Origin of the sequence: Ramlibacter sp., assembly GCF_028291745.1 — a bacterium.
GTDB lineage: Bacteria > Pseudomonadota > Gammaproteobacteria > Burkholderiales > Burkholderiaceae_C > Ramlibacter.
Genome location: NZ_JAQGNQ010000024.1, coordinates 1 through 19,057 on the forward strand (window position 1 = coordinate 1; position 19,057 = coordinate 19,057).

Sequence of the window (19,057 nt, forward strand, 5' to 3'; positions counted from 1 at the left end):
CGCCGCCAGAAGTGGATCGACCAGGCTCAGTCGCTCAATATGTATATGTAGGGCGTGTCCGGCAAGAAGCTCGACGACACCTACAAGCTGGCATGGATCCGCGGCCTGAAGACCACGTATTACCTGCGCACGATCAGCGCGACGCAGACCGAAAAGTCGACGGTGACGTCGGGCCGGTTGAACGCGGTGTCCTCGAGCGGGCAACCGCAAGGCGGCATGAGCGCGCTCGATGCGGTTGCCGCCGCCGCGCGCGCGCAGATGGATGCCACGCCCGCCACGGACATCAGGTTCTGCGGGATCGACGACCCGACTTGCGAAGCCTGTCAGTGATCGCGGCGAGCGAAAAAACTGTCGGTGTTCTCTGACAAAACACCGATGCAATTGAGCAACACAATCTGGCAGTGATGTGAACGAACACTTTTCAATTCGCATCACTGCTCATATCATCCGAGCATTGGAAAACTTATGTTGACCTGGGACGAAGAAGTCAAGCCCTCATCGCCAACGCCCTTGAACAGCGGCTTCATTCAGAGCCGCGAGGTGAGCCATTCACCTCTTTCGCAAGCCCCCTCCGAATCTTCCGCTCCCGCAACGCGTACTCTCGACGACGGCGCGGTTCTCCCCTCCAGGCCCGCCCCGGTCGCTGCGCGCACGCCGCAAGCGCAAGCCACCGTGCACCGCCGTGTCAATGCGGCCGACAAGCGCATCATCAACGGCCAGACCGACGTCAACCAGCTGGTGCCGTTCAAGTACAAGTGGGCCTGGGAAAAGTACCTCGCCACCTGCGCCAACCACTGGATGCCGCAGGAAGTGAACATGAACCGCGACATCGCCTTGTGGAAGGACCCGAACGGCCTGACCGAAGACGAGCGCCGCATCATCAAGCGCAACCTCGGCTTCTTCGTGACGGCCGATTCGCTGGCCGCCAATAACATCGTGCTGGGCACCTATCGCCACATCACGGCGCCGGAATGCCGGCAGTTCCTGTTGCGCCAGGCGTTCGAGGAAGCGATCCACACCCACGCGTACCAGTACATCGTGGAGTCGCTGGGTCTCGACGAGAGCGAGATCTTCAATGCCTACCACGAGGTCCAGTCGATCCGGGACAAGGACGAGTTCCTGATCCCCTTCATCGATGCGGTGATGGACCCCAACTTCCACACCGGCACGCCGGCCGACGACCAGAAGCTTCTCAAGAGCCTGATCGTCTTCGCCTGCCTCATGGAAGGCATGTTCTTCTACGTCGGCTTCACCCAGATCCTGGCGCTGGGCCGGCAGAACAAGATGACTGGCGCCGCCGAGCAGTACCAGTACATCCTGCGCGACGAGTCGATGCACTGCAATTTCGGCATCGACCTGATCAACACCATCAAGCTCGAGAACCCGCACCTCTGGACCGCCGACTTCAAGGCGGAGATCAAGGGCCTGTTCCAGAAAGCTGTCGAACTCGAGTACCGCTACGCCGAGGACACCATGCCCCGCGGCGTGCTGGGACTCAACGCCTCCATGTTCAAGGGCTACCTGCGCTACATCGCCAACCGGCGCGCCACGCAGATCGGCCTGGAAGCACTTTTCCCGAACGAGGAAAACCCCTTCCCCTGGATGAGCGAGATGATTGACTTGAAGAAGGAGCGCAATTTCTTTGAAACCCGCGTGATCGAATACCAGACGGGTGGAGCGCTTTCCTGGGATTAGGCAACTGCGATTCGGGTTGGATATGGTCGCCCGCACGCACCACGGCACGAAGAGGCCGGGGCGTGGCGGGCGCAGGTGTTCGTGGGGCTGGGCCTGAAGGCCCAACCTCGCGGATCGCTTCGCGTCACCAACAAACGCGAAGTGCTCTTTAGGTTGATGTTTTGATCAACGTAATCAGGAGATAGCAAATGGCAACTGCGAAGAAAACGGCCGCGAAGAAGGCCCCGGCCAAGAAGGCCGCTGCGAAGAAGACGACGACGGCGAAGAAGGCCCCCGCGAAGAAGGCCGCCGCCAAGAAGACGACCGCTGCCAAGAAGGCTCCGGCGGCCAAGAAGACGGCTGCCGCCAAGCGCCCGGCTGCGAAGAAGACCGCGGCGAAGCGCCCGGCTGCGAAGAAGTCGAGCGGCACCGCTGCCAAGAAGTCCACCGGCGGCGCGCGCAAGACCGCGGCAAAGAAGACCACGGCTGCGAAGAAGTCCTCGGGCACCACCGCCCGCAAGTCGACTGCGGCCAAGTCGGCCACTGGCGGCGCGCGCAAGACGGCGGCGAAGAAGACGGGCGCCAAGACCGCGGCCAAGACTACGGCGAAGACCGCAGCGAAGACCACGGCCAAGAAGACGACGGCCAAGAAGGCGGCGAAGAAGTCCTCCGGCGGTGCGAAGAAGGCGGCCACCAAAGCCCCTGCTGCCCAGCCGGCTGCGACTGCCTCCGCGCCGGCTGCGCCTGCGGCTCAAACCACTTTGAACCCGCAGGCCGCCTGGCCTTTTCCGACGGCTGCGAAGCCTTGAGTCGGCTCACGGGAAAAACGCTCTGCGTTTTTCCCGTGGCTGCCGGGTCCGCACCAGACGCCACGGCCATGCCGTGGCGTTTTTCATTGGGCGATACTTTCCCCGTGCGCACCCAACCCGATCTCTTCGGCTCCCCTGCCCCACGGATGCCCGAGGGCATGCGCTACCAGGAGGACTTCCTTTCCCTCGAGCAGGAGTCCGCCCTGGTCGCGCGCATCGCGCAACTGCCGCTGGCCAACATGAAGTACCAGCAGTACACGGCGCGCCGGCGCGTGGTCAGCTACGGCGGCCAGTACGACTTCAGCGCGCAGCGGCTGAACGAGGCCGAGCCGCTGCCGGCGTGGCTGGACCCGCTGCGGCAACGCGCAGCCGCCTGGGCCGGCATTGCGCCGGAGCAGTTCACGCAGGCGCTGCTCGCCGAATATCAGCCCGGCACACCGCTTGGCTGGCATCGCGACGTGCCGGACTTCGAGGACGTGGTCGGGATCTCCTTGCTCGACGAAGCGGTGATGCGCTTTCGCCCTTACCCGCCGGAAGGCGGCACGCGCGCGGACATCCTGAAGATGACGCTGGCGCCGCGCTCCATCTACCTGCTGCGCGGTGCGGCGCGCTGGGCGTGGCAGCATGCGGTGTCGCCGACGAAGGCGTTGCGGTATTCGATCACCTTGCGGACGGCGTCGGCTCGCCGCCCGTGAATGCCGGGAATGGTGGTGTGCCCTGCGGGCATCCCACCCCAAGGCGGCCATCCGGCCCCTACTTCTGTTCCGCCGCGACCTGCATGCGCCGCCGCAAGCGCGCCGCCTCCTCGGTCGCCCCGGCCTTCTCCGCCCGCATCGCCTGCGCCCCCAGCCAGGCCAGCACCGCGCGCCGCCAGCCCTGCTCGGACGCGGTGTCCGTCGCCACCTGCAGCACCTCCGGGTCCGCCTTCTCCATGCGCAGCAGCACGGCCGCCGCGATCACGCGGGACAGCGGCGTCTTGATCTTCTTCAGCGCGGCGCCGCCGCCTTCGCCGGTCGCGATCGGCCGGTACTCCTCGGGCAGCAGCCTGGCTTGCTCCGGCGACGCGTGTCCGGCCAGGAAATCGGCGTAAGCGCGCTCGGCATCCGGCGCATCGGCCCGCAAGGCCTCGAACCCGCTGCAAGGCGCGAGGTCCAGGCTGGCGATGTGCACCGCGCAGCGCGTGAGCTCGGCGCGGGCCAGCAGCCCCGGCTGGGCGGTACTCGACACCTCGGTGCGAAAGCGCGTGAACTCGACGTCGGCGACGCGGTCGTCCCCGGACAGGTAGGCCCGCTCGAAGCGGTCCTGCGCGCCGTCGGCATTGACCAGCCAATCCGGCTGGCGCGGCTTGCTGCCGCAGGCGACGAGTAGCAACGCAAGGAGTCCGGCGGCCACCAGACGGATTGAAGGGCAGTCCATCACGGCAGTTCGATCTTCCGTTCTTTCGCGAAGGGCCACTTGCGATTCAGGTCGTTGATCAGGTCCTCGATCTTGCGCAGGTTGTCTTCCACCTCGCCGCGCAGCGTGCCCAGGTCCGCGGTCGCCTTGTTGACGTTCCCGGCGATGCCCTGCGCCTGCGTCAGCACCGCGTCCACGCGCTGCAGGCTCCCGCGGGCATCCGTCAGCAGGGTGCGCAGCTGCCGCATGCTGGCCTGGGCATCGTCGGCGATGCCGTTGGCCCCGAAGACGCGCGTGTCGGCATGCGCCACCAGTTGCTGGCCGCTCGCGCCCAGCCGCTGGATCTGCAGCATGGCCGCATTCGCCCGCTCCACCGCCACCACCAGCTTGCGCGCGTCCTCCTCGTTGCCGAAGATCGCGTGCAGCGCGCCCTGCCGGCTTTGCAGCTTGTTCGTGAAGACCTGCAGGTTGGCCATGGAGCGATTCAGCTCCGAGTTCTGCGCGGTGATCTGGTTCAGGTTGTCCAGCACGTCCTTCGCGGCGCCGATCACGCGGTCGACTTCCTCGTTGAAGTCGCCGCGCAGCACCGGCCGCTGGGCCCCGTCCGGCAGCGGGGGATCGCTCAGCACGCCGCTGTAGGCGCGCAGCTGCGGGCCGCCGAACAGGCCTTTCACCAGCGTGAACACGCTCGACGTGCGCAGCCACTTGGCATCCTTTTGCACCACGTCGATGTCGATCTGCACCGCGCCGCGGTCGTTCAGCGAGACCTTCTTGACCGTGCCGATCGGGAAGCCCGAGAAGGTCAGGTCCATGCCGGCGGCCACGCCCTCGGCGTTGTCGGCCACCAGCACCAGGTGCTGCTTGGGTTCGAAGAAGCCGCGCGCGCGCAGCAGGAACAGCGCCGCCCCGACGATCAGCGCCACGGTGAACACCAGCAGCATCGTCGCCTTGAATGCCAGGTGCCGCACCTGCACGTTCTTGGCGGCCGGCTCGGATTTCTGCACCGGCGTTTCGGGTTGCGGAGGTGCTGTCGGCGGCGGCGGCGCGCCGGGTCGCTTGGGTTGATCGGCCATGTCAGATGTAATTGCCCACGAGCGACAGCGCCTCCAGGATCAACAGCACCCCGAACATGCGCACCAGGCCTTGCAGCGCCGCGCTCTCGCGCGAGCCGTCGTCCTCGATGTTGTTCAGGCCGGAGGCCATCGGGATCACCGACACGGCGATCGCGAAGAATAGGGTCTTGAGCATGAAAATGAAAGTGAACATCGGCTCGAACACACGCCCGGCCATGTGCGTGTACGCGTCGGCCCCGGCGATGGTGAACCCGTACACCGCGATATAGGCAAGCACGCCGGCCACCACGCAACTGAGGGCCGCCAGCGTGATGCACGAGAACACGCCGGCGATCAGCCGCGGCAGCACTTCCACCGCGATCGGGTCCAGCCGCTGGCGGCGCAGGTTGCGGAAGTGGCCGATGCGCCGCATCTCCACCAGGGCCGCGCCGCTCGGGATCGTGCAGCGCAGGGCGACGAACAGGGCCGCCGTCAGCGGGATCAGTTCCACCACCAGCACGCGCACCACCATCTCCAGCGCGTACTGCGAAAGGCCGTAGCTGGTGGCGGTGACGATCACGATGCGCGTGATGATCATCGTGAACAGCGCGATCAGCACCGTGAACCAGCCGAGAATGGGGGCCGTGTCGATGTAGACGTGGCGCGCCAGGTTGTACCGGGTCTGCGGGCCGTAGCTGCGGGGCGAGAGCGCGCGCACCACCATCACCGAGCCGAAGAAGGTGATGCGCGCCCAGGCCGCGGCCCAGCGCACTGGCGCAAGGCTGGTGTGGCTGACCCTGCGGTACCAGGTGGACAGGTGCATACGGGGCGATGGTAATGGCCGCGGCACGACAGGCTCGTAGGGCACCGCCTACAGTTGAGCCAGCCCGGCCTTTTGGCGAGTCCACGCCGACCCGGCATGGACTCGCATCCACGGGGAAAGGATGTCATGAGCGGTTTCGATTGCGATCTGTTCGTCGTGGGCGGCGGCAGCGGCGGCGTGCGTGCCGCGCGCATGGCGGCGCAGCGCGGCGTGCGCGTGGTGCTGGCCGAGGCGGCGGCCCTGGGCGGCACCTGCGTCAACGTGGGCTGCATCCCGAAGAAGCTATACAGCTACGCGGCGCACTACGGCCAGGACTTCGCCGACGCGGCCGGCTTCGGCTGGGACGTGCCGGCGCCCGCCTTCGACTGGCAGCGGCTGAAGAACAATCGCGCCCGCGAGATCGCTCGGCTCAACGGCATTTACGAGAACCTGCTGCGCGGCTCGGGCGTCGAGATCGTGCGCGGCTGGGCGATGCTGCGCGGGCCCGATGAGGTGGTGGTGGAGACGGCGGAGGGCGAGCGCCGCTGGCGCGCGCGCCACATCCTGATCGCCACCGGCGGCACGCCCTCGGTGCCGCACTTCCCGGGGCGCGAGCACGTCGTCACTTCCGACAGCATGTTCGACCTCGATCCCTTTCCCGCACGGCTGGTGATCGTGGGCGGCGGCTACATCGCCTGCGAGTTCGCATCGATCTTCCGCGGCCTGGGCAGCGAAGTCACGCAGCTCTATCGCGGCGAGCAGGTGCTGCGCGGCTTCGACGAGGACGTGCGCAACTTCCTGGCGCAGGAAGTGCGCAAGCACGGCGTCGACCTGCGCCTGCGCAGCGACGTCGCCCACGTCAAGCGCGCTGCGCGCGAGCTGCGCGTGACGCTGCAGGACGGCGAGGTGCTGGCCGCCGACACCGTGCTGTACGCGACCGGCCGCATTCCCAACGTGGCAGGGCTCGGGCTCGATCAAGTGCGAGTGCGGGTGTCACCGCACGGCGCCATCGAGGTGGACGATCGCTTCCAGACCTCCGTGCCTTCGATCCACGCGCTGGGCGATGTCACGGCGCGCCTGCAGCTCACGCCGGTGGCGCTGGCAGAAGCGATGGTGCTGGTCGACCACCTGTTCGGCGACGGCCGCCGCAACATGAGCTACGAGCTGGTGCCCACCGCCGTCTTCACGCATCCGAATATCGGCACCGTAGGACTGACCGAGGCGCAGGCGCGCGAACGCCATGGCGCCGTGCGCATCTTCCGCTCCGAGTTCCGGGCCCTGAAGCACACACTCAGCGGCAATACCGAACGCACGCTGATGAAGCTGGTGGTGGATGCCGCGAGCGACCGCGTCGTCGGTCTGCACATGGTCGGCGCCGATGCCGGCGAGATCGTCCAGGGCTTTGCGGTCGCGATGAAGGCCGGCGCCACCAAGGCCCAGTTCGACAGCACGATCGGCATCCATCCCACCATGGCCGAGGAGTTCGTCACGATGCGCGAGCCACTGTCCAGCTGATCAGGATTAAACCCATGTGACCGCTTGTGAGAAGTTCACGGCGCTCGCAAAAAGTCAGACTGGGACTACTTCCTTTACACACGGTTGGCTGGCGCGCCGGCTGCCTCAGGCGTTCAATAAGGACATGAGCGCACGTCATTTCATCACCGGTGGGCTGGGCTGCCGCCGGTGGACCCACAGCTTCGCAGCCCTGGCGCTGGCGTGGGGCGGGAACGCGCTCGCGCAGGACGTGGTCTCGGTGCCGGCGGCGCACCTGCATCACGCCGAAGGCTCGGTCGCCTATGCGCCGCAGGGCGACAAGGAATGGCACGACGTGCAGCCGCGCCGGCTGCTCAAACGCGGCGACCGCCTGTGGACCGATCGCGGTTCGCGCGCCGAAGTGCAGGCCGGCGGCCATGCCCTGCGCCTGAACGGCGAGACCCAGCTGGTGCTGGAGAACGTGGGCGAGACGGCGACGCAGCTCAGTCTCACGCAAGGCAGCATGGTGGCCACGGTCACCCGCATGAATCCGGGCGACAGTTTCGAGGTCGGCACGCCGAACCTTGCCTTCCGCGCGCGCCAGATGGGCGACTACCGCATCGATGTGGATACCAAGCAGGGCGTGACGCGCGTCGTCGTGCTCTCGGGACTCGCGGTGGTGTACGGCGAGCAGGGCGAGGCGATGGAGGTGCGCTCGGGGCAGCGCGTCACCTTCCGCGAACGCCGGCTGGCGCGTGTGCAGCAGCCGCTGTTTGCCGCCACCGACGATTTCGATCGCTGGGCCGGTGCCCGCCGCCGCGGCGAACCGACGGTGAGCATGCCGATCGTGGCACAGGGCGTCGCACCGGCGCCGGCACTGCCCCGCGGCCTGGTGAACAAGGGACCCGACATCATCATCAAGGGCAGCGCCGCCGAAGTGGCCGCGCAGACCGGCATCCCCGCGCACTCCGCCCCGCGGCTCGCAGCCGCAACGGCGACAGCCGCAGCACCGGCCGTTGCAACGGCGACAGCGAGCACGCCGGCGGTGATGGTCACGCGGCAGCCCGCCGCAGCGGCGCCGGTCGCCGTGCTCACGGCGCCTGTGGCTTCGGCCAAGCCCATTCCCACCGCTGCCACCGCCACGCCGCTCAAGGTCACGGCCTCGAGCGCACCGGCCGGCCCGAGCGCCGCGGAGATCCAGGCGCAGGCGCAAGCGCAGATCGCCCAGGCCCAGGCCGCCTTGCAGGCGCAAGCCGCAGCGCACGCGCAAGCCCATGCCGCGGCGCAGGCTCAGGCACGGGAGCAGGCCGCTCAGGCACACGAGCAGGAGCGGCAACGCCGCCTGGCGCAGCAACGCGCCGAAGAGGATCGCCGCGCACTCGTGGCCCGCGCCGAACAGGCGCGCCGCGCCGCCAGTGCCGCCGAAGCGCGCCGCATCGAAGAACACCGGCGGGCTGTGGCCGCCCGGCGGGCCGAAGAGGATCGTCGCCACCTGCAGGCAAAACGCGAGGCGGATCAGAAGCATGCTGCCGCCAGCGTGCGCGCCGACGAAGAACGCCGGCACGCGCAGCAGGCACGCCGCGCCGCCGAGGAAAGGCACCTGGAGGCGCTGCGCAAGGCCGATGTGCAGAAGCTCGCGGAATTGCGTCGCCAGCAACTCGCGCGGCTGCAGGCGCAGGCCGGGCGCGATGAACAGTCCGCGGTGCTGCGGCGCGCGGAGCTGGCGCGCCGGGCCGATGACGAGCGTCGGGAGGAACAGGCCCGTCGCGAGGATCAGGGCCGCCGCGAAGAGCAGGCCCGCCGCGAGGACGATCTGCGTCGCCAGCGGGCGCTGGCAGAGCAGGTGCGGCGCGATCAGGCGCGCCGGGACGAGGAAGTGTGGCTACGCCAGCAGCAGAACAGCCAGCCGGTGCGGCCGGTGCCCATGGGCGTGCCCTTCCGCCGGGTCAGTTGACGCGGCGCGTGTAGGTGCGGGTGACGGGAGCCGCCTTCTCTTCTTCCGGCGGCAGGTAGATCGTGGTGCGGTCGATCTTGGCGTCGAAGGCGGCGATCTCGGCGCTCGCGCAGCGGATCACGGCGCGATCGAGAGGATGACACTGGCGTTGGCTCAGTTTGGTCAGTTCCTCGGAACGCTCGATATGAGCACGAACCTGTGCGGGATCGACCATCAGGGCAAAGGGATTGGCCATCGCTGTCGTCATTTTCTTGGACTCCTTGCTTGAAATCGCGCTCTTGGCGACCTTGTTCTGGATGACGCAGACTGTCGGTCCTGACCCCTTTGGGCAAGGTCAGCCGAGTGCGTTACACCTTGTAGGACGGTGGCGCAGCGCCGGACGGCCCTGAAGCGGGTGCATATCGGAGTTGCACAATAGGCGCATGCCCTTCATGCCGCCGTTCATTGCGCCCACGCTTCACGACCATCCTGAAAGCGCTCTGAACCAGGTGCGGGCGATCTACGGGCAGCAGATCCACCACCTGCGCGAGGCGATGCAACGCTTCGTTGCCGGCGAGGCCATGCCCGCGCGCGTGCGGGGCTGCTATCCGTACGTGCGCGTACACACGGACAGCACGGTCCCCCAGGCGGCACTGGAAAATTCCGGCGTGTCCTATGGCTTCGTGGCCAGCGCCGGCCGCTACGAGACGACGCTGACGCGGCCCGACCTGTACGCCAGCTACTACCTCGATCAGTTCGCGCTGCTGCTGCAAAACCATGGCGCCCCGCTGGAGGTGGGGATCAGCGAGGAGCCGATTCCGGTGCACTTCTCGTTCGCCGAACACGATCACATCGAGGGCAACCTGCCTCCCGGGCGGCGCATGCTGATGCGCGACCTGTTCGACCTGCCGGACCTCGCGAACATGGACGACGGCATTGCCAACGGCACGATCCGCTTCCATCCCGGCCAGCCGCATCCGCTGTCGCTGTTCACCGCCTCGCGCGTCGACTACTCGCTGCATCGCCTGCGCCACTACACGGGCAGCACGCCGGACTGGTTCCAGAACTTCGTGCTGTTCACGAACTACCAGTTCTACATCGACGAATTCATCAAACTCGGTCACGAGGAGATGAACCGCCCCGACAGCGAATACATCGCCTTCGTCGAACCGGGCAACGTGGTGACCCGGCGCGCCGGCCTGCCGCGCGAGCCCTACGACGGCTTCGGTGCGCCGCCGCCGCGTTTGCCGCAGATGCCGGCCTATCACCTGATTCGCCCGGGCCACAGCGGCATCACCATGGTGAACATCGGCGTCGGCCCGGCCAACGCCAAGAACATCACCGATCACGTGGCGGTGCTGCGGCCGCACGCCTGGATGATGCTCGGTCACTGCGCGGGGCTGCGCAATTCGCAGCAACTGGGCGACTACGTGCTGGCCCACGGCTACGTCCGCGAGGACCACGTGCTGGACGAGGAACTGCCGCTGTGGATCCCGATCCCCGCGCTGGCCGAGATCCAGCTGGCCCTGGAGCAGGCGGTGGCCGACATCACCCAGTGCAAGGGCGCCGACCTGAAACGCATCATGCGCACGGGTACCGTGGCCAGCACCGACAACCGCAACTGGGAACTGCTTCCGGGCAACGAGCCGCAGCGGCGCTTCTCGCAAAGCCGCGCGGTCGCCCTCGACATGGAAAGCGCCACGATCGCCGCGAACGGCTTCCGCTTTCGCGTGCCTTACGGGACGCTGCTGTGCGTGAGCGACAAGCCGCTGCACGGCGAGATCAAGCTGCCGGGGATGGCCAACCAGTTCTATCGCGAACGCGTCGACCAGCACCTGCGCATCGGCATGCGCGCCATCGAGATCCTGCGCTCGCAGGGCCCGCAGCGGCTGCACAGCCGCAAGCTGCGGGCGTTCGACGAAGTCGCGTTCCAGTAGCGGCGGGCGCCGCCGAACGCTACAGCGCGGCCTCGGTCTCGATCAGCGTGGCCATCGCTTCGCCCAGGCGCACTGAATGCGTGGGTGCCCAGTCGGGCGTGAAGGTCAGCACGTTTTGCGGGAACAGCAGGATGACCGTGGAGCCAAGCAGGAAGCGGCCCATCTCCGCCCCCTTGGACAGCACGATGTCCTGGTTGCCATAGTTCCACTCGCGCGGCTCGCGCGTGCGCGGCGGATTGATGACGCCGTGCCACACGGTCTCCATGCTGCCGACGATCGTTGCGCCGACCAGCACCATCACCATGGGCCCGTGGGCGCAATCGAACACGCACACCACGCGCTCGTTGCGCGCGAACAGGCTGGGCACGTGGCGGGCGGTCAGCGGGTTGACGGAGAACAGGTCGCCCGGCACATAGATCATCCGCGTGAGGCGCCCCTCGCAGGGCATGTGGATGCGGTGGTAGTCCTTGGGCGCGAGATACAGCGTGGCGAAGTGGCCGTGGTCGAAGCGCTGCGCGAGCTGCTGGTCGCCGCCGACCAGGGCCCGCGTCGAGTAGCTGTGGCCCTTGGCCTGGAACAGCTGGTCGTGCTCGATCGGCCCGAACTGGCTGATGGCGGCATCGACCGGGCAGACGAAGGGCGCCGGCGAGATCGGGCGCACGCCTTCGCGCAGCGCGCGGGTGAAGAAATCGTTGAAGGTGGCGTAGTTCTCGATGCGCGGATCGGCCGCCTCGCCCATGTCCACCTGGTAGTGGGCGACGAAGCGTCGGATGATGCTCTGCGTGACTCCGCCCATGCGTGCGTTCGCCACCAGGCCGGCAAACACGGTCAGCAGCTTCTTGGGCAGGAGGTACTGCCGGGCGATGGCCAGGGGTGGGAGCAGAGGGAACAAGCGCGGTCCTGTTCGGGAAAAGGAAAATTCTAAGGCGCAGCCGGGGACGGGCATTCTCCGCTCTGCGACACAATCACGCGGGTCCATGACCGAGCCGCTCTTCGACGCCCGTGCCCTGACCCGACGCTACGGCAGCACGACCGTGGTCGACGCCCTTTCCTTCCGCATCGCCCCCGGCGAGTGCCTGGGCATCATCGGTCCGAACGGTGCGGGCAAGACGACCACCATCCGGATGTGCCTGGGCCTCACCGAGCCCGATGCCGGCGAGATCAGCGCGCTGGGGCTGCGCATGCCGCGCGACGCGCTGGCGATCAAGGCGCAGCTCGGGGTGGTGAGCCAGTTCGATTCGCTCGACCCGGACTTCAGCTGCGCGGAAAACCTGCTGGTCTACGGCCGCTACTTCGGGCTGCGCGAGCAGGACATCGCCGCGCGCATTCCGCGCCTGCTGGCGTTCGCCGCGCTCTCGCACAAGGCCGATGCCAAACCGATGGAGCTGTCCGGGGGGATGCGGCGGCGGCTGTCGCTCGCGCGGGCGCTGGTCAACGACCCGAAGCTGCTGCTGCTGGACGAACCCACCACCGGGCTCGATCCGCAGGCGCGGCACCTGATGTGGGAGCGGCTGCAGGTCCTGCTGCAGCAGGGCAAGTCGATCCTGCTCACCACCCACTTCATGGACGAGGCCGAGCGCCTGTGCCACCGGCTGCTGGTGCTCGATCACGGCCGCAAGATCGCCGAGGGCGAACCGCGCGTATTGATCGCGCAACACCTGGAGCCGGACGTGGTGGAAGCCTATGGCAACGGCGCCCTGGCGCTGGCGGAGTCGCCCCTGAAGGCCCTGGCCGGCCGCACCGAGGTGAGCGGCGAGACGGTGTTCTTCTACACCGAGGACGCGCGGCCGCTGCTGGACGCCCTGGCGCGCGAACACCCCAAGCTGCGCACGCTGCACCGGCCGGCCAACCTGGAGGACCTGTTCCTGAAACTCACCGGACGCCAGATCCGCGAGGAGGCATGATGGCCCGGGCACTCGCGCATTGGCAGGCGCCGCGGCTCTCGTGGCGCTGGTGGCCGGTGTTCCGGCGCAACCTGCTGGTGTGGCGCAAGCTCGCGATCCCGAGCCTGATCGGCAACATCGCCGAGCCGCTGATCTGGCTGGTGGCCTTCGGCTACGGCATGGGTGCGCTGGTCGGGCGCGTGCGCCTGCCGGGGGGCGAAGTCCCCTACATCCTGTTCCTGGCGAGTGGCTCCGTCTGCATGAGCGCGATGAACGCGGCGACTTTCGAGGCGCTTTATTCCGCCTTCTCGCGCATGCACGTGCAGAAGACCTGGGACGGCATCCTCAACGCGCCCGTGAGCCTGGACGACATCGTGCTGGCCGAGATGCTGTGGGCCGCGTACAAGGCCATCTTCACGGTGACGGCCATCCTGCTGGTGATGCTGGGCCTGGGCATCTCGCACAGCCCCAAGCTGCTGGTGGCGTGGCTGGTGTTGCTGGGCGCGGGGGTTTCCTTCTCCTGCATCGCGCTGATCTTCAATGCCCTGGCCAAGGGCTACGACTTCTTCACCTACTACTTCACCCTGTTCCTCACGCCGATGATGTTCCTCTCCGGCGTGTTCTTCCCGCGCGAGCAACTGCCTGCGCTGCTGCGCGTGTTTTCCGAGTGGCTGCCCCTCACCAGCGCGGTGGAACTGGTGCGGCCGATGTTCATGGACCAGTGGCCGGCGCATCCGCTGCGCCACCTGCTGGTGCTCGCTGCCTATGCGCTGGTCGCCTTCTGGGCGGCGCTGGCCTTCACCCGCAGGCGCTTCGCGAACTGATCACGCGGCGACCGCCGCACCCGTGCCGACGCAGAGCGAGGACGTGGCCCGGGCGCCCTGCTTGATCAGGTCGGCCGCCTTCTCGCCGATCATGACCGTGGGCGCGTTGGTGTTGCCGCCGACGATGCGCGGCATGATCGAAGCGTCCACCACCCGCAGCCCCGCGATGCCGTGCACGCGCAACTGCGCATCGACCACGTCGAGTGGCCCGCTGCCCATGCGGCAGGTGCCCACCGGGTGGTAGATGGTGTCCGCCTGCGCGCGGATGAAGGCTTCGATCTGCGCATCGTCGCGCGCCGCCGCCGACGCTGCCTGTTCGCGCCCGCGATAGGCCGCCAGCGCCGGCTGCTGCAGGATCTGCCGCATCAGCTTGAAGCCGCGCACCAGGCGCCGCAGGTCGTCGGCCTCGCCCAGGAAGTTCGGATCGATGCACGGCGCGGCCATCGGATCGGCGCTGTGCAGCGTCAGCGTTCCCCGGCTCCTGGGACGCAGCAGGCAGACGTGGCAGGAATAGCCGTGGCCGAACACCGGCTTGCGACCGTGGTCCACCAGCTTGGCCAGGACGAAATGCAGTTGCAGGTCGGGAATGGGTTCCTGCGGCGCGCTGCGGATGAAGCCGCCTGCTTCCGCGAAGTTCGTGGTCAAGAGGCCGCGGCGATGCCGCCGCCATTCGAGCACGCCGCGCGCCGCGGCGACGACGCCGCGCGCGCTCAGACCGAACAGGTCGCCGAGATGGGGCGCATCGACCACCTGCACCACGTCGATGTGATCGTGCAGGTTGCGCCCGACTCCCGGCAGGTCGTGGACGACCGCCACGCCGCGCTCGCGCAGGTGCGTCGCCGGCCCGATGCCCGAGAGCATCAGCAGCTGCGGCGACAGCAGCGCGCCCGCCGAGAGCAGCACCTCGCGCCGGGCGTGCAGCAGCTTCTCGGCGCCGCCATGGCGATAGGCCACGCCCACCGCACGCTGGCCATCCAGCAGGACACGGGTGGCGTGGGCGCCGGTGATCACGTGCAGATTCGGTCGCGCGCGCTGCGGCGCCAGGTACGCCTTGGCCGCGCTGCAGCGCTCGCCGGCCTGGTGGGTCACCTGGTACAGGCCCACACCTTCCTGCTCGGGCCCGTTGAAGTCGCGATTCTCGCGGTACCCGGCCTGCCGGGCCGCCTGGACGAACACCGGGCCGAAGCGGTGCGGGCTGGCCAGGTCCATCACGTGGAGCGGACCATCGGCCCCGTGGTACGCGTCGGCACCGCGCTCGTTGCCCTCCGCCTTGCGGAAGTACGGCAGCACGTCCTCCCAGCCCCAGCCCGCATTGCCCTCGGCCGCCCACGCGTCGTAGTCGTTGCGGTGGCCGCGCGTGTAGATCATGGCGTTGATCGAGCTGGACCCGCCCAGCACCTTGCCGCGGGGCTGGTACCCGCGACGGCCGTTCAGGCCGCGCTGCGGCTCGGTCTGGAAGCCCCAGTTCGCCTGTCCGGTCAGTGCCAGCACGGCCAGCCCGGCTGGGCAGTGCAGCAGGACGCTGCTGTCCGCCGGGCCGGCCTCGAGCAAGGCCACCTGCACCTGCGGGTCTTCGCTCAGCCGCGCCGCCAGCACGCAGCCCGCCGAGCCGCCGCCCACGATCACGTAGTCCACTGCCTCGGGAAGCGCTGCGCTCATCGTCGTCTCCTCGTGTGCCCAGCAGTCTAGGCAAAGACCGGCCCGGGGGCGAGAGGTGCGGCCCTGCCCTTGCAGCGCCGGCCGTGGCACGATGCGCGGGCGCTTTCCCCGGCGCACTGCACGAGCAACACCACAAGGACCCCCATGACCACATCCCTCGACAAGGTGCTGTACACCGCCCACACCCACGCCGTCGGCGGCCGCGAAGGCAGCGGCCGTTCGGACGACGGCCGCATCGACGTGAAGCTGTCCTCGCCCGGCGGCGCCGGCAACGGCACCAACCCCGAGCAGTTGTTCGGTGTCGGCTATTCGGCCTGCTTCCTGGGCGCGATGAAGGCGGTCGCGCCCAAGGTCGGCGTGACCGTGCCGCCGGAAACCGCGATCGATGCCGAGGTCGACCTCGGCCCCACGTCGCTCGGCTTCGGCATTGCCGTGCGGCTGAAGATCACCGTGCCCGGTCTGGAGCGTGCCAAGGCGGAGCAGCTCGTCGCCGAAGCGCACAAGGTCTGCCCCTACTCCAATGCCACGCGCAACAACATCGCGGTGGAGATCACCGTCGCCTGAGCGCGGGGGCGACAATGCGGCATGACAGCCGACGCCCGCCATCCCTACGAGACCCTCACGCCCGACGCGGTGCTCGACGCACTCGCCTCGGTCGGCCTCTACGGGGATGGGCGCCTGCTGGCCCTGAGCTCCTACGAGAACCGGGTGTACCAGGTGCACCTGGAGGATCCCTTCGAGGGCTGCGCCATCGTGGTCGCCAAGTTCTACCGGCCCGGCCGCTGGAGCGAAGCGCAGATCGCGGAGGAACACGCGTTCGCCGCCGAACTGCAGGAGGCCGAAGTGCCGGCGGTGGCGCCGCTCGCCCCGGCCGGCGGCACGCTGCACCGGCATGGCGGCTTCATCTTCAGCGTGTCGCCGCGCCGCGGTGGCCGCGCGCCCGAGCTCGACGACGGCGCGGTGCTGGAATGGATAGGCCGCTACCTGGCGCGCCTGCACACGGTCGGCGCCCGGCGTCCCTTCGCCACCCGGCCCGCCATCGACGTCGCGACGTTCGGCGAGGAACCACGCGACTGGCTGCTGACCCACAACGGGATCCCGCTCGATGTGCAGGGCGACTGGGAGCGCGCCTGCGAGAAGGCACTGGCGCAGATCCGTGCCGCCCTGGCGGCGGCGCAGGCGGCCGACGTGCGAACGCTGCGCCTGCACGGCGACTGCCACCCGGGCAACATCCTCTGGACGCCCGATGCGGGACCGCACTTCGTCGATCTGGACGACGCGCGCACGGGCCCCGCCGTCCAGGACCTGTGGATGCTGCTGTCCGGGGAGCGCGTGCAACGGCAGCGCCAGCTGGGCGCGCTGCTCGATGGCTACGAGCAGTTCCGTGACTTCGACCGCAACGAGCTGGCCCTGATCGAGCCCCTGCGCACGCTGCGCCTGATCCACTACAGCGCGTGGCTGGCCCGCCGCTGGGACGACCCGGCCTTTCCGATCGCCTTTCCCTGGTTCGGCAGCTCCGACTACTGGCGCGGCCAGGTGCAGATGCTCGAGGAGCAGATGGAGGCGATGGAAGAACCGCCGGTGGTGGCCTGAAAGCAAGACGCCGGGTGCGGCAATCTACCGACCCGGCGCTCTTATGGTGGCTTTTCGCAAATCGCGAGCAAGCCGCTCGTGCGAACTTCGCGACTTAACGCAGCGGATTTTCCAGCACGCCGATGCCGCCGATCTCGATTCTCACCACGTCGCCCGACTTCAGGTACTTGGGCGGCTTGAAGCCGATGCCCACACCGGCGGGCGTGCCGGTGGCGATCAGGTCGCCGGGGTACAGCGTGATGCCCGCCGAGATGCATTCGATCAGCGTCGGGATGTCGAAGATGAGGTCCTTGGTGTTGGCGTCCTGGCGCAGTTCGCCGTTCACCCAGCACTTCACGTCGGTGTTCTGGCCGTCGCACTCGTCGGCCGTCACCAGCCACGGGCCCATGGGGCAGAAAGTATCGAAGGACTTGCCCAGCAGCCACTGCGAATGGCGGCCCTGCCAGTCGCGCGCCGTCATGTCGTTGATGATCGTGTAGCCCCACACGTGCTTCATTGCGTCGGCCGCCTTGATGCCCTTGCCGCCCTGGCCGATCACGACCGTCAGCTCGGCTTCGTAGTCGATCGCCGTCGACACTTCCGCCGGGAACAGGATGGTGTCGGTCGGGCCGATCACGGATTCGGGCACCTTGGAAAAGATGATCGGATCCTTGGGAATGTCGCCGCCCGACTTGGCACTGGAGTCGAAGCCGCTACCGGCGAATTCCTTGGCGTGCGCGTGGTAGTTCTTGCCCACGCAGAACACGTTGCGGCGCGGGCGCGGAATCGGTGCCAGCAGTTGCACGTCAGCGAGGGCGATCGGCGCGCCGGTGGCCGGCAGTGCACGGCCCGCGGCCTGCGCTTCCACGATGGGCAGCGCACCGAGCGCGGCCTCCTGCGCGGAGACCTGGAACGGTTCGATCTGGCGGCCATCCTGCGTGACGCGGCCAACGCCCTGTTGGCCCTGGTGACGGTAAGCGGCGATTTTCATGGGGAAAACTCTCTTTTGCGCCAAAATCAGCGCGCAGTAGCATGCTAACAAAACGTCACTCAGGAGTTTCCCGGATGTATCGTCGATTTTTTCTCGCTGCGGGCTTTCTTTCCGCAGCTGGCCTGGCCGTTGCGCAGTCCGCGTACCCGACCAGGCCGATCACGATGATCGTGCCCTTCCCGCCCGGGGGCCTGGCCGACATCGTGGGCCGGCCGATGGCGGAGGCCATGACGCGCAATCTGGGCCAACCGGTGGTGGTCGACAACAAGGGCGGCGCCGGTGGCGGCATCGGCATGGCGCAGGTCGCCAAGTCCGCACCGGACGGCTACACGATCCTGATGGCCCTTTCTTCTTACAGCGTGCTGCCGGAGGCCGACGCAATCCTCGGCCGGCCGCAGATGTACTCGTACGCTTCGCTGCGCCCCATTGCCCGCGTCACGGCCGACCCGACGGTGCTGGCCGTGCGCGCGGACGCACCGTGGAAGACAGTGAAGGATTTCGTCGAGGACGCCCGCAAGCGCCCGGGCGCCATCAACTTCGGCTCGTCCGGTAACTACGGAACCATGCACGTGCCGATGGAGATCCTCAAGCAGGTGGCCAACGTGCGCATGACGCACATCCCGTACACGGGCGCCGGCCCGGCCGTGGTCGCGCTGCTCAGCGGCCAGGTTGACGCGGTGGCCTCCGGCCCGGCGACGGTGCTGCAGCACGTCAAGGCCGGCAAGCTGCGCGTGCTGGCGCACTGGGGCACCACGCGCCTCGATGCGCTGCCCGACGTGCCCTCGCTCAAGCAGGCCGGCTACAACGCCGAATACGCGCAGTGGTCCGGGGTGTTCGTGCCGGCCGGCACGCCCGAGCCGGTGGTGCAGCGCCTGCGCGCGGCCGTGCGCGCCGCCGCCAACGACCCGAAGGTGAAGGAGGCGATCCTCGCCGCCGGCAGCCCGGTGCTCTACGAGGACACGCCCGACTTCGAGAAGTACGTGCAGAGCGACGTGCATCGCATGCGCGATGTGGTCAAGAAGATCGGCAAGGTCGAATGATTCCCGGAGGCTC

General features: G+C 68.1%; 18 protein-coding genes and 1 pseudogene. 12 read left to right on the forward strand and 7 right to left on the reverse strand.

The features are described from left to right. The 4 genes and pseudogenes from JWP60_RS03685 to JWP60_RS03700 all read left to right on the forward strand — a co-directional run. Positions 1-330, forward strand: a pseudogene (locus JWP60_RS03685) (ribonucleoside-diphosphate reductase subunit alpha); the annotation flags it as partial. 135 nt (positions 331-465) lie between these two features. Then, entirely contained in the window at positions 466-1,695 is a 1,230-nt protein-coding gene (locus tag JWP60_RS03690) for a ribonucleotide-diphosphate reductase subunit beta (protein WP_299786493.1), read from the forward strand. 188 nt (positions 1,696-1,883) lie between these two features. Next, positions 1,884-2,483: a histone H1-like DNA-binding protein gene (locus JWP60_RS03695; RefSeq protein ID WP_299786495.1), complete on the forward strand. Its 600-nt coding sequence runs from the start codon at positions 1,884-1,886 to the stop codon at positions 2,481-2,483. Between the two features lie 104 nt (positions 2,484-2,587). Next, a complete protein-coding gene (locus tag JWP60_RS03700; protein ID WP_299786497.1) occupies positions 2,588-3,178 on the forward strand; it encodes an alpha-ketoglutarate-dependent dioxygenase AlkB in 591 nt (196 codons plus the stop codon). Between the two features lie 58 nt (positions 3,179-3,236). Here JWP60_RS03700 and JWP60_RS03705 read toward each other — a convergent pair whose 3' ends face one another. From JWP60_RS03705 to JWP60_RS03715, 3 genes are read right to left on the reverse strand one after another with little or no spacing between them, the layout of a single operon-like run. Continuing rightward, the gene (locus JWP60_RS03705) at positions 3,237-3,875 is read right to left on the reverse strand and encodes a hypothetical protein (RefSeq protein WP_299786499.1); all 639 of its coding nucleotides are present in this window, start codon (positions 3,873-3,875) and stop codon (positions 3,237-3,239) included. A 23-nt stretch (positions 3,876-3,898) separates the two neighbouring features. After that, entirely contained in the window at positions 3,899-4,951 is a 1,053-nt protein-coding gene (locus tag JWP60_RS03710; RefSeq protein ID WP_299786501.1) for an MlaD family protein, read from the reverse strand. Between the two features lies 1 nt (position 4,952). Continuing rightward, positions 4,953-5,753 carry an ABC transporter permease gene (locus tag JWP60_RS03715; RefSeq protein WP_299786503.1) on the reverse strand — a complete coding sequence of 267 codons (801 nt, stop codon included), beginning with the start codon at positions 5,751-5,753 and terminating at the stop codon, positions 4,953-4,955. Between the two features lie 126 nt (positions 5,754-5,879). On the opposite strand from JWP60_RS03715, the gene gorA reads away from it, so the two are divergent. Both gorA and JWP60_RS03725 read left to right on the forward strand, forming a co-directional pair. Further along, the gene (gene gorA / locus JWP60_RS03720) at positions 5,880-7,247 is read left to right on the forward strand and encodes a glutathione-disulfide reductase (protein ID WP_299786505.1); all 1,368 of its coding nucleotides are present in this window, start codon (positions 5,880-5,882) and stop codon (positions 7,245-7,247) included. Positions 7,248-7,371: 124 nt separating this feature from the next. Beyond that, on the forward strand, positions 7,372-9,159 hold the full coding sequence (locus JWP60_RS03725; RefSeq protein WP_299786507.1) for a hypothetical protein: 1,788 nt from the start codon (positions 7,372-7,374) through the stop codon (positions 9,157-9,159). Here JWP60_RS03725 and JWP60_RS03730 read toward each other — a convergent pair. Further along, positions 9,152-9,406: a hypothetical protein gene (locus JWP60_RS03730; RefSeq protein WP_299786509.1), complete on the reverse strand. Its 255-nt coding sequence runs from the start codon at positions 9,404-9,406 to the stop codon at positions 9,152-9,154. The two genes, JWP60_RS03725 and JWP60_RS03730, sit on opposite strands and share 8 nt — an antisense overlap. Positions 9,407-9,581: 175 nt before the next feature. On the opposite strand from JWP60_RS03730, the gene JWP60_RS03735 reads away from it, so the two are divergent. Then, positions 9,582-11,075 (forward strand): AMP nucleosidase, encoded by a 1,494-nt coding sequence (locus JWP60_RS03735; RefSeq protein ID WP_299786511.1) that lies wholly within the window; start codon positions 9,582-9,584, stop codon positions 11,073-11,075. 19 nt (positions 11,076-11,094) lie between these two features. Here the strand turns inward: JWP60_RS03735 and asd are convergent, their stop codons facing one another. Continuing rightward, positions 11,095-11,958 (reverse strand): archaetidylserine decarboxylase, encoded by an 864-nt coding sequence (asd, locus tag JWP60_RS03740; protein WP_299786588.1) that lies wholly within the window; start codon positions 11,956-11,958, stop codon positions 11,095-11,097. 94 nt (positions 11,959-12,052) lie between these two features. Here asd and JWP60_RS03745 point away from each other — a divergent pair, with 94 nt between their 5' ends. Beyond that, positions 12,053-12,979, forward strand: coding sequence for an ATP-binding cassette domain-containing protein (locus tag JWP60_RS03745; protein WP_299786513.1), 927 nt, complete (start codon positions 12,053-12,055; stop codon positions 12,977-12,979). Next, on the forward strand, positions 12,979-13,782 hold the full coding sequence (locus JWP60_RS03750) for an ABC transporter permease (RefSeq protein WP_299786590.1): 804 nt from the start codon (positions 12,979-12,981) through the stop codon (positions 13,780-13,782). Before JWP60_RS03745 ends, JWP60_RS03750 begins: the two co-directional genes overlap by 1 nt. Here JWP60_RS03750 and JWP60_RS03755 read toward each other — a convergent pair whose 3' ends face one another. Continuing rightward, a complete protein-coding gene (locus JWP60_RS03755; RefSeq protein WP_299786515.1) occupies positions 13,783-15,441 on the reverse strand; it encodes a choline dehydrogenase in 1,659 nt (552 codons plus the stop codon). 144 nt (positions 15,442-15,585) lie between these two features. Between JWP60_RS03755 and JWP60_RS03760 the strand changes: the two genes are divergently transcribed. Further along, on the forward strand, positions 15,586-16,005 hold the full coding sequence (locus JWP60_RS03760; RefSeq protein WP_299786517.1) for an organic hydroperoxide resistance protein: 420 nt from the start codon (positions 15,586-15,588) through the stop codon (positions 16,003-16,005). Positions 16,006-16,026: 21 nt separating this feature from the next. Beyond that, positions 16,027-17,034, forward strand: coding sequence for a serine/threonine protein kinase (locus JWP60_RS03765; protein ID WP_299786519.1), 1,008 nt, complete (start codon positions 16,027-16,029; stop codon positions 17,032-17,034). Positions 17,035-17,128: 94 nt separating this feature from the next. On the opposite strand, the gene JWP60_RS03770 is transcribed toward JWP60_RS03765, so the two are convergent. Then, a complete protein-coding gene (locus JWP60_RS03770) occupies positions 17,129-18,004 on the reverse strand; it encodes a fumarylacetoacetate hydrolase family protein (protein WP_299786521.1) in 876 nt (291 codons plus the stop codon). A gap of 74 nt (positions 18,005-18,078) precedes the next feature. Here JWP60_RS03770 and JWP60_RS03775 point away from each other — a divergent pair, with 74 nt between their 5' ends. Further along, positions 18,079-19,044, forward strand: a complete 966-nt coding sequence (locus JWP60_RS03775; protein ID WP_299786523.1) for a tripartite tricarboxylate transporter substrate binding protein — start codon at positions 18,079-18,081, stop codon at positions 19,042-19,044. Positions 19,045-19,057 lie beyond the last annotated feature (13 nt).

What these genes read in the sequence shown, in the direction of transcription:
- JWP60_RS03690 (WP_299786493.1), top strand. Translation starts at nt 466, where the DNA reads ATGTTGACCTGGGACGAAGAAGTCAAGCCCTCATCGCCAACGCCCTTG.
- JWP60_RS03695 (WP_299786495.1), top strand. Translation starts at nt 1,884, where the DNA reads ATGGCAACTGCGAAGAAAACGGCCGCGAAGAAGGCCCCGGCCAAGAAG.
- JWP60_RS03710 (WP_299786501.1), bottom strand. Translation starts at nt 4,951, where the DNA reads ATGGCCGATCAACCCAAGCGACCCGGCGCGCCGCCGCCGCCGACAGCA.
- JWP60_RS03715 (WP_299786503.1), bottom strand. Translation starts at nt 5,753, where the DNA reads ATGCACCTGTCCACCTGGTACCGCAGGGTCAGCCACACCAGCCTTGCG.
- gorA (WP_299786505.1), top strand. Translation starts at nt 5,880, where the DNA reads ATGAGCGGTTTCGATTGCGATCTGTTCGTCGTGGGCGGCGGCAGCGGC.
- JWP60_RS03725 (WP_299786507.1), top strand. Translation starts at nt 7,372, where the DNA reads ATGAGCGCACGTCATTTCATCACCGGTGGGCTGGGCTGCCGCCGGTGG.
- JWP60_RS03730 (WP_299786509.1), bottom strand. Translation starts at nt 9,406, where the DNA reads ATGACGACAGCGATGGCCAATCCCTTTGCCCTGATGGTCGATCCCGCA.
- JWP60_RS03735 (WP_299786511.1), top strand. Translation starts at nt 9,582, where the DNA reads ATGCCCTTCATGCCGCCGTTCATTGCGCCCACGCTTCACGACCATCCT.
- JWP60_RS03745 (WP_299786513.1), top strand. Translation starts at nt 12,053, where the DNA reads ATGACCGAGCCGCTCTTCGACGCCCGTGCCCTGACCCGACGCTACGGC.
- JWP60_RS03750 (WP_299786590.1), top strand. Translation starts at nt 12,979, where the DNA reads ATGGCCCGGGCACTCGCGCATTGGCAGGCGCCGCGGCTCTCGTGGCGC.
- JWP60_RS03755 (WP_299786515.1), bottom strand. Translation starts at nt 15,441, where the DNA reads ATGAGCGCAGCGCTTCCCGAGGCAGTGGACTACGTGATCGTGGGCGGC.
- JWP60_RS03760 (WP_299786517.1), top strand. Translation starts at nt 15,586, where the DNA reads ATGACCACATCCCTCGACAAGGTGCTGTACACCGCCCACACCCACGCC.
- JWP60_RS03765 (WP_299786519.1), top strand. Translation starts at nt 16,027, where the DNA reads ATGACAGCCGACGCCCGCCATCCCTACGAGACCCTCACGCCCGACGCG.
- JWP60_RS03770 (WP_299786521.1), bottom strand. Translation starts at nt 18,004, where the DNA reads ATGAAAATCGCCGCTTACCGTCACCAGGGCCAACAGGGCGTTGGCCGC.
- JWP60_RS03775 (WP_299786523.1), top strand. Translation starts at nt 18,079, where the DNA reads ATGTATCGTCGATTTTTTCTCGCTGCGGGCTTTCTTTCCGCAGCTGGC.